Here is a 15953-nt window from a genome sequence, read left to right as displayed (position 1 = left end):
CGATGTCCCTATCAACTATAGTGGTTTTAATAAATCTTTTTTGTAGTTTTAAAGTATAAGTATACTAATACGTATAGTCCCCAAATGCATAAGTATGTTGTAGATGAACAAGAGTCGAAGAGACTTAAAGCATTAGAGAATTATCAAATTCTTGATACAGAAAGCGAAATAACATATGATTCGATCACCAAGCTTGTATCCCGAATTTGCCAGAAGCCCATTGCGCTGATTACTTTGCTGCATGAAAACCGTCAATGGTTTAAATCAAAAGTAGGTATTGATTTATGTGAAACATCAAGAGAATTTGCTTTTTGCAACTTTGCTATAGAAAGTGATGTGCTTTTAGAAATTCCGGATACCTTTAAGGACAGTCGTTTCACTGCAAATCCTTTTGTAACCGAACCAGAGCCTATTCGCTTTTACGCAGGAATGCCATTAATTTCGCCTGAAGGTTTCAGGTTAGGTACTTTATGCGTTTTAGATACAAAACCAGGACTACTAACGGATTTACAGCGCGAAACGCTACAGGTATTTTCATCTGAAATTCTAGTGCATATGGAGTCCGCAAAACGAAACCGTGAACTTCGGCATCTACTTGATGAGGAAAAAGAATTTCATGTACTATTTAATAATTCCGGCGATTTACATTGCATCACCAATGAGTTAGGACAGATCGAGTACATCAATGATTCGGTGAAGAATATAATAGGCTATTCTGCAGATGAATTAATAGGTAAAACAATCTGGGATTTTTGTATCCCCGGAGAAAGAGATGCCGTATGGATTCCTATCAAAGAAAGGGTTGAAAATGGAGAATGCCGATTTGAACTGGAAACAAGAGTAGTCACCAAAAGTAATGAAGTACGCAATTACAGCTGGTGTAATGTGCTTTTAAACGGAAGATGGCTTGCCAATGGAAGAGACATTACTGAACATAAAAAATCAACTCAGAGTCTCGAGCAGCTTTCCCTCGTAGCGTGTCATGTTAATAATGGCGTGGTTATCAATGATATTGACAATCATGTTATTTGGGTAAATAAAGCATTTGAAACGATTACTGGTTATACTGAGAATGAGTTATTAGGCAAAAGGCTGGGTGATTTTCTTTCTGGAAAAAAAACAGATATAAAAAGTATTGAATATGCAAGAACGCAAACCTCAGACCAGAAGTCCTATAATATAGATGTTTTGTCCTATCGTAAAGATGGTGAACCAAGGTGGTTCTCTGTAATGAATTCCATCATCTTGAATGAAAAAGGGGAGGCTATCAATAGTATTGAGATAGTAACTGATGTGACTAATCATAAAAATGCGGAGATCGAACTCCAAACTTTAAGTTTGGCAGCTAGCAAGTCAACCGTAGGAATTCTTATTCGTGATAAAGAGGATCAGGTGCTTTGGGTTAATGAAGCGTTTGAACAAACTTTAGGATACACTTTAGCCGAATTAAAAGGAAAAAAAATAGGAAGTCTTCTATTGGGCCCAGAAACGGATATGTCACTGATTTCGAAAGCAGTAACGGCTTTTGATAATAGAAAACCTTATGAGATCGATAATCTTTTTTATAAAAAGGATGGAAGCAAGATATGGTTATACATTTCGAATACACCCATCTTTAACTCTTCAGGAGATTTGGAGCGTCAATTATGCATTGGTGTCAACATTACGGAAAGGAAAAAAGTGGAAGCTGAACTTATACACGCCCGGGAAGAGGCTATTAAATTAGCGAAAGCAAAGGAGACTTTTCTATCTGTGATGAGTCATGAAATTCGCACTCCTTTAAATGCGATTATTGGTATGACTCAAATCCTTTTAGAGGATAAGCCACAGGAACATCAAATAGAAAACCTGGATGTGCTAAAGTTTTCATCTGAAAACTTGCTCGCTTTAATCAATGATGTACTTGATTTTAACAAGCTTGAAACCGGCAATGTAGAACTGGAATCGAGATCAGTTGATATCAGTAAATTCATTAGTTCTACAGTTGAAACGATGTATTTTCGTGTTAATAGAAATAATGTTATGCTGCATTATCATATCGATCCCCGCATCCCTCAATATGTACAAGCAGACAAAACCCGCTTATTTCAGATCCTGATCAACCTCCTTGGAAATGCCATTAAATTTACTGAAAAAGGAGAAATTAAGGTCAATCTTTCTTTAAAGTGTGAAAATGATACAACGGTTACCATTAAATTTGAGGTAACAGACACCGGGATAGGAATAAGCAACGACAAACTCAAATATATTTTTGAATCCTATGCCCAGGCAAGTTCTGACACTACCCGGAAATATGGAGGAACTGGTTTGGGCTTAGCGATAACCCGGAAACTTTTGCATATCCATCACTCAGAAATCTATGTAAAAAGTGAAAAAGACAAGGGCTCTTGCTTCTATTTTACCATCCCTTTTTTACGCACAGACCGGTCTTCAGAAGATATAGTAGAATTAGTTATAGAAAAACCACTCCCTTCCCTTGTATTAGTTGTAGATGATAATCCCATTAATAGGATGGTAGTGCAAAAGGTATTAAAAAGATGGGAGATCGTGAGTGAGTTTGCTGAGAATGGACGAGAAGCTTTAGACATGGTTCAACTGAAAAAGTACGATCTGGTATTAATGGATCTCCACATGCCTATTATGGACGGTTATGAAGCTTGTCTGCATATCAGGGCATTACCCGAAGAGAAATATAAAAAGCTTCCTATCATCGCTTTAACTGCTAGTAAGTTGGATATTAGCAAAAAGGAATTAACAGATAAAGGCATGAACGATTTTGTTTGGAAACCATTTGTGCCTGCTGATCTTTTTACCAAAATAAGGCCATTTCTAGAGAAAACGAACTGATTTACAGTATATTCTTCAACTCTTTCCACACATTTTCTGCCACTATTTTCTGTCCGGGAGCAGTTGGATGAATGCCATCTTTCAAATTGAGTTTTGGAATCCCAGCTACATTCTCCAATAAAAAAGGGACAAGTAGCATATTATTCTTATCTGCTATGGTTTTAAATACAGCATTAAAATCAGCAGCATAACGTCCTCCCATATTTGGTGGCACTTTCATGCCCAATAAAACTAATTTTGCATCCGGATATTTCGCTTTAACGGTGTCCACTATCGACTGCAGGTTTTTAATCGTTTCGGTTACCGGCAAGCCTCTCAAACCATCATTTGCTCCTAATTCCAGCACAAAAACATCCACATGTGTACGTAAAAGCCATCCAATCCGCCCCTTTCCTCCGGCAGTAGTTTCACCACTTAAACCAGCGTTGATAGCCTTGTAACTCAGCTTTAACGAATCTATTTTCTCCTGTATTAAGGAAGGGAAGGACTCACTTGAAGGATCCTCCAGACCGTAACCCGCAGTAAGACTGTTCCCAAAGAATAATATATTTTTAGTTTCTCGTTTCTCGCTAGTATTGTTTTGGTTTGAAGCTTCATTTGCAGCCTTTTTTTGATCCATATTTCTGTTCGTGCAGCTCGTTGCAATTAGAATAAGAGATAAATAGAAGAATAGTTTTTTCATAATAATGTCCTAAAGTTAAATAAAAGCTTCATTTTAAACAGGAACATCTATGTTTAGTTTAAATGGCAGAAAATATATTAACAGTTGAGCATCTCAGTAAAGTTTATAAAGGAGCCGGACAAACGCTTACTGTATTACACGATGTAAGTTTTTCCGTCGAGCGGGGCGCCACCGTATCCATTGTAGGCCCTTCGGGAAGTGGGAAGACCACGTTACTTGGACTCTGTGCAGGTTTAGATACTTCCACAACAGGCTCTGTGATGATTAATGATATTCGGATCGATCAATTAAATGAAGATCAAAAGGCGCAGGTAAGAAGTCAGTACACCGGTTTCATTTTTCAGAATTTTCAACTGCTGCCTACACTTACCGTGTTAGAAAATGTAATGGTTCCATTGGAACTCCGGGGTGAAAAGAATATCAGGCCAGTAGCGCTTGATCTGCTTGAAAAAGTTGGTCTTTCTGATCGAGGGCATCATTATCCAGCCCAGCTATCCGGTGGTGAGCAACAACGCGTGGCCTTAGCCCGTGCTTTTTCCAATCGTCCACAAATTCTTTTTGCAGATGAGCCTACAGGGAATTTAGATGCCGAAACCAGTGAAAAGATCATTAAACTCATCTTCGAACTGAACCGCGAAGCAGGGACTACCTTAATACTGGTTACACACGACCTCGAGCTAGCTGCAAGAACTCAGCGCATCATCCGGATTAAGGGAGGTGCAATTGTATCTGATCAACCTGTAATTTCTTCCGAAAATGAATCCTAAGAGCATGAAAGATCAAACGGCATGGCTCTTTAAAATGGCCTGGCGGGATAGCCGAAGAAGCAGGTCGCGTTTATTTCTCTTTATTTCTTCCATAATCCTGGGCATCGCGGCACTGGTTGCAATCTATTCCTTTGGTGATAATTTAAATAGGGATATTACCATTCAGGCGGCAAGTTTGACAGGCGCTGATCTTATTGTTTCTGACAATCAAAAGCCTTCAAATCAAATCATTACCTATCTATCCAAGCTAGGTGATGCCCGTTCTACAGAGAGAAGCTTCGCCTCCATGGTGCTTTTTACCCGAAGTGGAGCTAGCCGACTGGTACAGGTACGCGCTCTTGAAGGTGGTTTTCCTTATTATGGGGAGATCGAAACGAGTCCTGCCTCTGCAGCACAAACATTTAAAACAGGTAGCCATGCTTTAGTAGACAAAACACTGATGCTCCAATATGGTGCTGCAAATGGAGATTCAATTAAACTTGGCAACGAAACTTTTGCCATAGTAGGCACCCTGAACGGGGCACCCGGTCAAACTGGTTTTTCATCCGCGATCGCACCCATTATATATATTCCTCTTGCTACACTTGAAAAAACCGGTTTGCTCCAAAAAGGGAGTAGAATCAACTATACCTATTATTATAAGTATAACCGTCCGGAGCAACTAGCCCGGGAACTCAAAACAATCAGAAAGAAAGCAGAAAAGGCGTCCATGGAAGTGGAAACTATTGAATCAAGAAAGGAGAATACGGGCGATTCTTTCCGCAACATGACCAAATTCTTGTCGCTCGTTGGTTTCGTTGCTCTTTTACTTGGCTGTATTGGCGTGGCTAGTGCTGTGCATATTTACGTCCGCGAAAAGTTAGCATCGGTTTCCATTTTACGTTGTCTGGGTGCCACAGCTTCTCAGGCTTTCCTGATTTACCTGATCCAGATCGTAGTTATCGGCTTTGTTGGTTCCATCCTTGGCGCTTTACTCGGCACCGCGATCCAGCAGGTTCTTCCTCTGGTACTCAAAGACTTTCTTCCTCTGGAAATTACTTCCCGCATATCTCCTATGGCCATCCTGCAAGGGATTGTAACCGGATTGATTGTTTCTTTCTTGTTTTCATTGCTTCCCCTGCTTGCGGTACGAAAAGTATCACCTTTAAACACGCTTAGGGCAGGCCTTAGTGAAGATAAAACAGCTCAGGACCCTTTAAAATGGGTTGTTTACTTAGCAATTATTGCCTTCATGGCCGGATTCAGTTACCTGCAGTTGAGAGAAGTTAAACAAGCCCTCTTTTTTACAGGTGGGATCGTTGTTGCCTTTTTGATTCTGGCAGGTATTGCACAATTGCTGATCTGGCTCGTTAGAGCATATTTCCCAGAGTCCTGGAGTTATTTGTGGCGACAAGGTTTATCTAATTTATTCCGGCCTAACAATCAGACTTTAATCCTGATTGTCTGCATCGGTTTGGGTACCTCATTTATCGGGACGCTGCTCCTGGTGCAGGATGTTCTCATAAAAAAGGTATCCAGCTCATCGAGTGAAAATAAGCCCAATATGGTGCTTTTTGATATCCAAACTTCACAAAAAACAGCCGTTGCAAGCCTCACAAAAAGCTTTCACCTCCCTGTGATCCAACAGGTTCCTATCGTGACTATGCGCATTGAAGAAATTCGTGGAATCACGGCTACACAGGCAAGGAAGGACTCTAGTCTAGACCTTTCCTATCGGTCCTACAATTCGGAAATTAGGGCGACCTTCCGCAAAGATCTTACACCAACGGAAAAAATCACAGCGGGTAAATGGGTGGGTCAGTTTAATGAGAATGATAAAGATATTGTAATCTCTCTGGAAAGTAAGTATGCAGAGCGCTTACATGTGAAGATCGGAGATAAAATGATATTCAATGTGCAGGGTGCCCCAATTCCTGTCGTAGTAGGAAGTCTCAGAGAAGTGGATTGGAATAACATACAAACCAATTTTAGGGTTGTTTTTCCTGCAGGTGTACTGGAAAGTGCCCCGCAATTTCATGTGCTTATTACGCGTTTAAACACACCTGAACAAGCCGCTTCCTTTCAGCAGGCGGTGATTCGTAATTTTCCCAATGTATCCATTATCGATCTGAACCTGGTATTGAATATTCTGGATGAGATTATGGGTAAGATTGGTTTTGTAATTCGTTTTATGGCTGGTTTTAGCATCATAACCGGCATCGTGGTACTGATTACCTCGGTGTTGATCAGTAAATACCAGCGGTCGAGGGAGGTCGTTTTATTGCGTACAATGGGTGCCAGTAGCAGGCAGATCTTGGTCATCACTGGAATGGAATATTTTTTCCTGGGTGCATTTGCTGCATTCACAGGGATCATATTGTCATTTGCCGCAGCTTGGGCTTTAGCGAAGTACAATTTCGAGACCGATTTTTCGCCTCAGTTAATCCCTGTTCTGATCCTCTTTTTCTCTGTCTGTTTGTTAACGGTTGCCATCGGTTTGTTTAATAGCCGGAGCAGCTTAAACGGATCGCCTTTAGAAGTGCTGAGGAAAGAGATATAGGGAGATAGGAATCTCATGATTTTAATCTGTTCTTCTTATAACATGGATGTTATTTGTAGCAAAATAATTCGGGTATAAATCCGGTGAAAGTCCGACTTAAAGACCCTACAGTCGGACTTATACCGGATTCATACTGCTATCTTATCAGTATCATTATATACTTCTCAAGCTGAAAATACCTTACAGAAAACGGACAGTTAAACAGATCTACCTTTACATGAATAATAATTCATACGGGTTTACATTTACATCATCTTAATGTTCTTATTGGTTTTCATGATTTTCTTCTTCGGGTTTGAATTTTAGAGAGGCTAAATGGCAACTTAAATGAGGGTTTAATTAGTTATATTGATAATGGTTAAAACGAATTCGTGTATTTGGCCAAAACGAATTCATGAAAGATCTATTTCTTACTTCGTATTATAAAACGTTCCTTCTGCACCGTTTACCCTTTTTATATAAGATTTCCGATTGGTGAAAAGATCACGGCTCTGCAGTTTATATCAAACGTCACTTGCCTTGCTCTCTTTTACATATCTTAAATATCGATAACAAGTGGCTATGGGCATCTGTAGCCTTTTAGCTATTTCGGAAATTGCATAATTCCCTATATGTAAGGGTTAAAACGAATTCATGAATTTGGCCAAAACGAATTCATGAAAAGCCTATTTCTTATATATAGTATTATATACGAGTCCTTCTTTAACGTTTATCCACATTTTCTAGTAACCTTAAGGATGGCTTGGGTAATAATTCTTCAATAACTGATTTTATGTTAAATATACATTTCCATTTCTTGATGAACGATACTAAACTAACTTGCAATTGGATATTACAGCTGGCCTAAATAATGGTAAGTTAAAGGACTATTAATCATAATCTCGCTTTGAGCTTAAGCAATAAATCATAGACTCTTCGTCTGCTGCCATAATTTAAGCTGCGGTGAGGCTGCGATTGTTTGTTTAAAAAAGACAATTCCATCATATAGATTAATCAGTTCTTTCTTGATGTCTTTGCCATTCTCACTTTTCTTTGCGTTATAACTTGCTCCAATATAACGAGAGTATAATTTGCGATTTAAAAAGTCCTGAACAACCTGATTCCCAGTTGTACTTTTAAAATCCATAAAAAAATTCTCATCCTTGCACTGACCGAAGATAAAGTCAGTAGACAAATTACTTTTTACTTCGGGAACAGTCATTACATCTATTCCTGACTCCTTATCAACCCGAGCACGAAAAGCTCCTTTATTAAAGCCAAATCCTAATACATAATAACCACTTGAATATTTTTCCTTTAAGTAACTCCCCATAGGACGAATGTCTGAGTCTGTAATGCTTTTACTAACATGACCATTATGAGCCCAAACAAGTACTTTTATATTTGGATTTCTTTCCGCTATCCACATGCAGTTCTCTGCCATACACTGATCACGAAAAATATACCGATCATACCAGTTAGGTAAAGCCATAAGTTTTACGCTTTGAGAAAGGATTTTGATATAATACCTATAAATTTGTTTAAGCTCAGGATTTTCTTCTGTTAGTTCAATGGAAGTTAAAAGATTTATAATCGTTTTTTCAGAATTAGCTATGGCCAAATCTATTTAAAGTTTATGTGATGATTGAAAATTTAACATCTGTTAACTTGTTCATGCCTCCCCTAAAAATTTTAATCTAAACCTTCCTTAATACCGCAATAATAATTAGATGAAACCGAACACTTTTAGCTAAAAATTATAATAAATGAGTTACCAATGGGTATTCTTCTAATTGGCAAGTTTGAGGAAAAATTAAATGACATTGGTAAAGGTTAAAACGAATTAATGAAAAAGCATTTTTATTTATTGGTTTTCTTTTCTGTTGCCTTCAAATATTTAATGACCGCTATTCTAACCTCAAGAATTTTATTGTCTAACGTTCCAAAGTCCTTTGACTCATCTGCAAGTTCATCAGCCAGATCATTTAATATACCAAATTCCGAGCAATAGGCTTTTTTCTCTTTCATAGATGGCTCTGGCAATGGAATCCATGACTGAATTCTTCTATATAACTCGGGTATCCCTTCCTTTCCTGCAAGCTTCCAGAGATCCATATTTTTATTGAAGTAAGGTGGACCCGAAAGAATTATCCCGGTATTGCTTTTTGTATTGTCACGGAGTTCGTGCAAGAACAAAAGCTGATTGGCATTGAACTTGCCCGCTTCATCGATAATCAATAAATTTGATTGTTTGGAATGGCACAAATGGAAGCTAATACTTTTTATTAAATTGTTTAGATCACTTCCACGAAATGAATTTGTAAAACCAAGCACATTTAGAAGTTCTACGTAGAACCGCTTTGAAGTCATGCTCTTTTCGACCACCAAATAGTAAACATTCTTTTTCTTAGCTGCAAAGTATTGAAGTGATTTAGTTTTTCCATAGCCTGAGTCGCCAATAAAAGCAATCATCCGGTGGTATTCCAAAGCATCCTGACAATTTTCTGTTATGGTTCTTAATACATTGGTTTCAAGAACCAAGTCTGATGGTGGTTTTCGAATTAAAGAAAGGTCAAAACTTGTAAGATCCATTATTGTAATCGTTTAACAGAACCCTTCTTTTTATATAATGAGTCCTGCAATTCAGAGTATAGGGAACGATGCTTTTTGAAAATCTTATCTTTTTTCAAAGCCTCATCCATTGGAAGTTGTAAATGGTCATTCAGGTCCATTTCTGCTTCATTAAGAATGGGAAACACTAATGATACATTCGAATTTAATACGGAGACCGGTAAATCTAATGCTTCAATAGCAGCTTCACGCTGTTCAATTATTTCCCTCAGTTGTTTTATCAAAGATTGATTTTTAGCGTAGTACCGGTGCAGATTAGCTTCGTCGTCTTTATCATGATTAATTTGAGCGAGTGATACTGGCTTTATTTTGCTTAGCATTGTTATGGGCTTACTGTCGTTTTCCGTAAATAAGTGAATAGTTGTCATGTCAGCTGGGTCATAATGCACCTGAACACAGACGCGATTGTAATTTAGGATATGCTCAACTTCACTTAGCTGATAGAAATAAGAACACCCATTTAAATGAATACAAATCGTAGATCGGTTGACTTTTAAGATTTTCTTTTTATAAAAGATCAATGCATATTCATCAGAACCTATAGATATGGCATTCTTAGTCTCCTTTAGTTTGAATTTTTCGATTGGGGATATGTCGTTTTTATTGATTCCGCCCTGATTATATTTATGTATATCTTCTGTAATGATGGTGATGATTTGATCTTTGGTTTTTAACAGCTTATACTTGCGATATAGTTTCATATCATCAGGATTAGGCCGTGCATTTACACTTCTACTCTTTATACCCTCTCCAGTATAACCGATTATTCCCTTGCAGAAGACCGTATTAAAAACACCAAAAAAGCGTTCCACGATACCTTTATCCCGGGGATTACCAACTTTATGAGCGCGCCATCGGACACCCATTTTTTCCGTCTGATCAATCAAGTCCGTTAATTCACTGTCCTGGGTATACCCCTTATAGTTGTCCCTTAATATTTCTGCTGGAAGCAACCTACTTCTGCCAATTGCGATTTTTAGTGCCCTGGTATATAAGTCAGGGCATTCCTTTTCGCCGATTGCAAACCCCATTACCATTCGGGAATGAGCATCAAGTACCACCGCAATCCATAAGAAAGAGCCCTGTTTAGCTTCATCTTTACAAAAGATTTGAAGCCGAGTGGCATCAATCTGCCAATGGTCACAGGGATATTCTGGCTCTTCCCTTATTAAAAAAGGAAGAAGGGTGTTTTTCATCCATGCCTCACCATTTCTGGTTATATCATCTAAATTTTTCCTATAGGTCTTTAACAAAATATGCTTAACGGCACTTAAACTAATCTCAGGTTCATTCCTGGATCTTAGCATCGTGTTTACATTTGTGCAAATATCTCTTTGCGAAAGCTTTTTCCCTTCCCTGTAAAATGACTTATTAGCTTTTCATGGTATTCAAACATTTTTACTGCATTCCTATTTGAAATACCCTGATGAAGCAGACTCCTTAAGAGCCCATATTTTTTTATATCCTTAGTCTTAGCATAGAAATGATTAAGACTTCTTGTTTGAAAAGAGAAATTAGAATCTGATACTGCCAGATATATGTTAAACTGTTCATAAACTTTGAGATGAGTGAATTGTTGAAGTAAAAGTAGTACAGCATATGAATTGCAATAACTGGCAATCTTTTCCTTTCTAATTGAATTGGCGGTAAATTCTGGAATGAATAAATCTGCATTGTTTAAAGCGATTTGAATGGCCAGCATCTCATTTTGATACAATTTATTCTCGGGTGCCGCCTCAGTGGATAATGACTTTTTGAATTTTGCTATTAACTCTTCCTGTGAGGGAACCTGATACTTAATTAAGATTTCTATGGGTATGGACTTATAATCAAACCATTTATATCCTTGATGTAAAATATGTTTCCATTCGGTGGAGGACATGGATAGATATGCCTGAGCTCCTGTGTCGATAATGCTTTGAGGAATTTTAAGATGGTCAGCCAAATACATACCTTTAACATACAGATATTCCTGAAAGTGAATAAAATCCTGACTGGCTATCTCAGAAGTATTCATATAAAAAGGGGTCCTTAAGGTACGTTACATTTAAGGTAGTAAATTATTCCTTATTTTTACCAAATAGATGTATAATTAAATATCAAAAAGCACCCTTTCTCTAACTTTTCCTCTTTTTCTATGATTTACGCATATATCCGGGTATCAACAGACAAACAAACAGTCGAAAACCAGCGCTTTGAAATCTTAAAATATTCTTCCAGTAAAAGGATACACGTTGACGAATGGATTGAGGAGACTGTAAGTGGTAATAAGCGCTCCGAAGACCGTAAGCTTGGCAAGGTTTTGACCGATCTAAAGAAAAACGATATTTTGATAGTGAGCGAACTTTCCAGATTAGGAAGAAATTTGATGGAAGTAATGAGCATCTTAAATAATTGTATGGTGAAGGAAAGCAAGGTATATGCTATAAAAGAAGGATATGAATTGGGCAATAACATTTCTTCAAAAGTGCTGGCTTTTGCATTTTCCCTTTCTGCTGAAATAGAACGCAACTTGATATCCCAACGTACCAAAGAAGCGATGGCAAGGATGAAAAGTGAAGGGTTGCCGATTGGTCGTCCTGCAGGATCATTATCTAAACAAACAAAATTAACTGGTAAGGAAGCCACCATAAGGGAATTATTGGATAAGAAAGTTGGAGTGTCTACAATAGGCAGAATTTTAGGCGTCAACCGATTAACAGTTGAAAGCTATATAAGAACCAGAAAACTAAGAGAAGATTAATTCCAGTGGGATGTTATATTTAAATTAAAGGTTGGTTAGACGTAATAACTCAGACTTTAACTCTTGCAAAAATTTAAATTAAGTTAGTCGAAATTTTTTCTATTTTGCAGTCACCGTATTAAACCCAACATGGAAGCATCTTTAACAAAAAAGCATTTCATTTTTTTTCTTTTCACACTGTCTTTATTTTTTTCTTTTTTAGCGAGTGCCCAAAAGGTCGAACCTATTATGTCGAACCAGGGAAATATTGTAACACTTCATTCAGAAATACTAAAAGAAGACCGCCGGATAATGATTTACGCACCTAAGGATTCAGCAAACCTTAATTTGGCATATCCGGTAATTTATGTTCTTGATGCCGAGAATCACTATAATCTGCTAGTAGAACTTTCAAAATTCTTCGGTAGGGCAGATGTAGAAGTTGCTCCGCCGATGATAGTTGTAGGGATTACAAACACAGACCGAAACCGTGACCTTACACCCTCTCACTCGAGCTTTGACTCTTCAGGTAATTTGGATACCGTAGCATTTAAGAACACTGGAGGGAATGAGTCATTTTTAAGATTTATACGCCAAGAACTTATACCATACGTGAATTTCAATTATAAAATCAAGCCATATCGCATTTTTGCAGGACATTCTTTTGGTGGCTCAACAGCAATTAATTGTCTGATTAATTATCCTGATATGTTTAACGCATATATTGCAATAAGCCCGGCTCTTTGGTGGGATCATGACTATATTCTTAAATTAGCAGATGAAACATTGAAATCAGGTTCCACCTTATCTAAGACGTTTTTTTTAAGCAATGGTGACGAAGGTCGTTATAATAAGGCCGCTTTTCATAACACATTTCTAACGCTGGATTCTTTGCTTGAAAAGCGCAGTCTCCAGGGATTAGATTACAAGTTTATCCACTACCCTATGGAGGACCATAATACCGTCCCTATTAAATCATACTATGACGGGCTTCGATTTATTTATCGACAGTGGGGTTTTTCCCCATTAAGTTATAAAGAGGATAATTTTGATAACCTTATGAAACACTATAAGTTATTATCCGAGAAATTTGGATACACCATATTGCCTGAAGAATCAAATATTAATGAGTGGGGTGAATGGCTAGTAGCAAGTTCAGCTAACGTGAGCTTTGGCTTAAAGCTTTTGAAAATGAATACAATCAATTATCCTTCTTCTTCCAAAGCTTTTGCTGCTTTGGGTGAAGGATATAGCAATGTAGGAGACAAGCAGAAAGCAATCGAGGCTTATAAGAAAGCAGGCGAACTGAATCCAGAATCTAGGGAAATCAGAACTCAATTGCGGGAGTTGCAGAAATAAGTTACATACCATTTTGACTCCTCCGAACCTCATGATTAAATTAATGCTACTCTGTATCAGACGGTAGGAAAAAAAGCCAAGATTTACAGACAACTTTTTAAAAGATAGATGGCCTGTAAGTGCATGATTGTATCAGGATAAAAAGTACTATTCTCAACAAATGACAATAACATATTTGTGAACTTTAATCGAAGTTCACAAACTGTCTCCAAAAGAGATGGGACTGTTGCATAAGGCACCGCTTTATATAGGATGTAGAAATTAAACTTTTCATGAATTCGTTTTGGCTAAATTCACGAATTCGTTTTAACCATTACACTTAGAGATGCAGCTCGACGCTTTGAACAAAGAGGGTTGCGAACAAATATTCCAGGAAAAGGCTTCGGGTACTAAATCAGAACGGCATGAACTTTCGGCGATGCAACAAATCTTGCGAAAGGGGGATGTGATTTACATCTACAAACTTGACCGGCTAGGCAGGTCTTTAAAACACTTATTAGAATTGGCCTCGGATTTTGAAAAGAAAGGAGTCGGCCTGGTATCTTTAAATGATCATATTGATACTACCACCGCTCAGGGCAGATTGATCTTTAACATTTTTGCTTCGCTTTCTGAATTTGAAAGAGATTTGATCAGGGAAAGAACAAAATCCGGATTGGAAGCAGCCCGAGCTCGTGGAAGAAAGGGAGGGCGAAGCAGGGGCTTGTCTAAAGAGGCAGAACGGACAGCCATGCTTGCTCAAACGCTGTATAATGAGCGGACATTAGGAGTAGACGCTATCGCTAAAGAGCTTTTGATTTCTAAAATGACCCTTTACAAATACCTAAGACACCGTGGGGTTAAAATTCATGGGAAAGAGTAGTCAAGAGAGACGTGCGAGCTCTTACTTAAATCTTACAGGAAAGTTCATGCCGGATCTTGTATTTTTCATTTAACCCTAAATTCTCTAGGCATTTTTTAGGAACCTTCAATTTGTGGTATTATTTCGTTATAATTAAAGCGAATAACAGACGTTAATCGCTTTAATTAATTTATATTGCTTAATATTTACTGACAGTTTTATTACTTATTTAAACTCAGCGCATACTGATAATCTTCTAAAGTAAAGATGTAACGATACTCACTTTCAATAAATTTTCCAGTGGTTTCTAATTTAGTGGTTGTATAATTTTTCCTATTTAGCAAGTTTCTCGGATGCTCATAAGGGTAACTATTAATGATTACATTGGTAGGTATCTGCAACGATAAACCTGTACCAGCATTATATTGAATGGCGTCCCAACCAATACGTAATTCACTTGCATCGGTACCTGACCACCCTATCCAATTTTTTTTCTCCATTTTAACCGATACGCCTATTGCTGAATATACTATATAGCTAGCATCGTAAAAATTCACTCTTACACGTCTTTTACTATCAAAGTTTATTGTATGCACTTCATCTCTACCTCTAATAGACGAAAGTAGCTTACCTACCAGTGTTTTTGGACCAAATGAATAATTTTCAAGCTGGTTATAAATATCTTCATCGGATTTTACTGTATTAGATTTATTTTTACTGGAGAGACTTGAAGCGTTACTAACTTTCGAGTCTGTCCCTGTGGGGTATTCCGCCGTATCTATAGTGAAATCAGCCAAGTAATTTTCCTGATTACTTGGAAGCACTTCCTCATCGTCCAGATAATTTGGTCTGTATCCATTGGTGTAACCATAGGTATCATATAAAAATATACCATCTCCTATCTTAAAAAATCTATCCTGAACGGAGGTTAAACCAGTAAAAGGGCTGTAATCATGGTTATTATTTTTACTATCAAAAGTAGCAATTAAGCTGTCAACCGAAGACAATTTGTCACTTAGAAACATGAAAGTACCATACAAAGTAACTTTATAGACAGTGCTATCAATTTGAATTTCTCCGTCCTCATTTAGTACAGATGCGAAAATTGGGTCTGGAACCAAATCTTCTATTGTAGCATTACTGCCATTTTCCTCGCTTACACTAAAACCATCGATTTTTGAAGTAAGTGTATTTTTCTTCATTTCTAATGAAATGAATCTACTACTAACTGTACTGGAAATTTTGTTCTGAACAAAAGAAATGTCATCTGAATGATCGTGTCCTTCCTGCATTAAATCATTAAAGGATTGCAGACTGGTGATTTTAAGTCTGCCTTCGTTAAATTGTATTGAATTCACCAAAGTATTCGTAGGAGGGGCTTCTTCATCTTTTTGGCATCCTATTACTGCCAAACATAATAATGATAAGATTAAGTTTTTTTTTCATAAAGTTAATTGGATAGATGTTTTTTAGAAATAAATTTTCTTATCATATATATAAAAATTGTTACAATTAAGATATACAACTACTTATTTTAAGAAAAAATAATAATAGCAATCACTGCTGTCCGATAAAAATTAAACTCA

At 37.4% G+C, this 15953-nt stretch carries 12 protein-coding genes; 6 read left to right on the top strand and 6 right to left on the bottom strand.

Annotated elements, in window-relative coordinates:
* Positions 1-84: 84 nt before the first annotated feature.
* Entirely contained in the window at positions 85-2847 is a 2763-nt protein-coding gene (locus tag BFL47_RS08605) for a PAS domain S-box protein (RefSeq protein ID WP_069659388.1), read from the top strand.
* 1 nt (position 2848) lies between these two features.
* On the opposite strand, the gene BFL47_RS08600 is transcribed toward BFL47_RS08605, so the two are convergent.
* Entirely contained in the window at positions 2849-3529 is a 681-nt protein-coding gene (locus tag BFL47_RS08600) for an arylesterase (RefSeq protein WP_069659387.1), read from the bottom strand.
* Between the two features lie 62 nt (positions 3530-3591).
* Here BFL47_RS08600 and BFL47_RS08595 point away from each other — a divergent pair, with 62 nt between their 5' ends.
* Both BFL47_RS08595 and BFL47_RS08590 read left to right on the top strand, forming a co-directional pair.
* Positions 3592-4296, top strand: a complete 705-nt coding sequence (locus BFL47_RS08595; protein WP_069659386.1) for an ABC transporter ATP-binding protein — start codon at positions 3592-3594, stop codon at positions 4294-4296.
* Between the two features lie 4 nt (positions 4297-4300).
* Positions 4301-6835: an ABC transporter permease gene (locus tag BFL47_RS08590; RefSeq protein WP_083257086.1), complete on the top strand. Its 2535-nt coding sequence runs from the start codon at positions 4301-4303 to the stop codon at positions 6833-6835.
* A gap of 904 nt (positions 6836-7739) precedes the next feature.
* On the opposite strand, the gene BFL47_RS08585 is transcribed toward BFL47_RS08590, so the two are convergent.
* From BFL47_RS08585 to BFL47_RS08570, 4 genes are all read right to left on the bottom strand, one after another.
* Positions 7740-8306, bottom strand: a complete 567-nt coding sequence (locus BFL47_RS08585; RefSeq protein WP_139125795.1) for an erythromycin esterase family protein — start codon at positions 8304-8306, stop codon at positions 7740-7742.
* 368 nt (positions 8307-8674) lie between these two features.
* Positions 8675-9406 carry an ATP-binding protein gene (locus BFL47_RS08580; RefSeq protein ID WP_069659383.1) on the bottom strand — a complete coding sequence of 244 codons (732 nt, stop codon included), beginning with the start codon at positions 9404-9406 and terminating at the stop codon, positions 8675-8677.
* Positions 9406-10752 carry an integrase catalytic domain-containing protein gene (locus BFL47_RS08575; RefSeq protein ID WP_069659382.1) on the bottom strand — a complete coding sequence of 449 codons (1347 nt, stop codon included), beginning with the start codon at positions 10750-10752 and terminating at the stop codon, positions 9406-9408. Before BFL47_RS08575 ends, BFL47_RS08580 begins: the two co-directional genes overlap by 1 nt.
* Before the next feature lie 5 nt (positions 10753-10757).
* Complete coding sequence (locus BFL47_RS08570; RefSeq protein WP_069659381.1) at positions 10758-11462, bottom strand: hypothetical protein; 705 nt, start codon at positions 11460-11462, stop codon at positions 10758-10760.
* A 120-nt stretch (positions 11463-11582) separates the two neighbouring features.
* Between BFL47_RS08570 and BFL47_RS08565 the strand changes: the two genes are divergently transcribed.
* The 3 genes from BFL47_RS08565 (at position 11583) to BFL47_RS08555 (ending at position 14388) form a co-directional block, all read left to right on the top strand.
* Positions 11583-12188, top strand: a complete 606-nt coding sequence (locus BFL47_RS08565) for a master DNA invertase Mpi family serine-type recombinase (protein WP_069659380.1) — start codon at positions 11583-11585, stop codon at positions 12186-12188.
* 129 nt (positions 12189-12317) lie between these two features.
* Positions 12318-13526, top strand: a complete 1209-nt coding sequence (locus BFL47_RS08560; protein WP_069659379.1) for an alpha/beta hydrolase-fold protein — start codon at positions 12318-12320, stop codon at positions 13524-13526.
* A 325-nt stretch (positions 13527-13851) separates the two neighbouring features.
* Positions 13852-14388, top strand: coding sequence for a recombinase family protein (locus tag BFL47_RS08555; protein WP_069659378.1), 537 nt, complete (start codon positions 13852-13854; stop codon positions 14386-14388).
* 200 nt (positions 14389-14588) lie between these two features.
* Here the strand turns inward: BFL47_RS08555 and BFL47_RS08550 are convergent, their stop codons facing one another.
* Entirely contained in the window at positions 14589-15779 is a 1191-nt protein-coding gene (locus BFL47_RS08550; RefSeq protein WP_069659377.1) for a hypothetical protein, read from the bottom strand.
* Positions 15780-15953 lie beyond the last annotated feature (174 nt).

Source organism: Arcticibacter eurypsychrophilus (assembly GCF_001730525.1).
GTDB classification, from domain to species: Bacteria; Bacteroidota; Bacteroidia; order Sphingobacteriales; family Sphingobacteriaceae; genus Arcticibacter; species Arcticibacter eurypsychrophilus.
The sequence above is the reverse complement of the archived record's forward strand: the minus strand, read 5'-3'. Positions and strand labels throughout refer to the sequence as shown.

Coding starts and splice junctions, on each gene's coding strand:
- BFL47_RS08605 (WP_069659388.1), top strand. CDS start 85: ATGCATAAGTATGTTGTAGATGAACAAGAGTCGAAGAGACTTAAAGCA.
- BFL47_RS08600 (WP_069659387.1), bottom strand. CDS start 3,529: ATGAAAAAACTATTCTTCTATTTATCTCTTATTCTAATTGCAACGAGC.
- BFL47_RS08595 (WP_069659386.1), top strand. CDS start 3,592: ATGGCAGAAAATATATTAACAGTTGAGCATCTCAGTAAAGTTTATAAA.
- BFL47_RS08590 (WP_083257086.1), top strand. CDS start 4,301: ATGAAAGATCAAACGGCATGGCTCTTTAAAATGGCCTGGCGGGATAGC.
- BFL47_RS08585 (WP_139125795.1), bottom strand. CDS start 8,306: ATGGCTTTACCTAACTGGTATGATCGGTATATTTTTCGTGATCAGTGT.
- BFL47_RS08580 (WP_069659383.1), bottom strand. CDS start 9,406: ATGGATCTTACAAGTTTTGACCTTTCTTTAATTCGAAAACCACCATCA.
- BFL47_RS08575 (WP_069659382.1), bottom strand. CDS start 10,752: ATGCTAAGATCCAGGAATGAACCTGAGATTAGTTTAAGTGCCGTTAAG.
- BFL47_RS08570 (WP_069659381.1), bottom strand. CDS start 11,462: ATGAATACTTCTGAGATAGCCAGTCAGGATTTTATTCACTTTCAGGAA.
- BFL47_RS08565 (WP_069659380.1), top strand. CDS start 11,583: ATGATTTACGCATATATCCGGGTATCAACAGACAAACAAACAGTCGAA.
- BFL47_RS08560 (WP_069659379.1), top strand. CDS start 12,318: ATGGAAGCATCTTTAACAAAAAAGCATTTCATTTTTTTTCTTTTCACA.
- BFL47_RS08555 (WP_069659378.1), top strand. CDS start 13,852: ATGCAGCTCGACGCTTTGAACAAAGAGGGTTGCGAACAAATATTCCAG.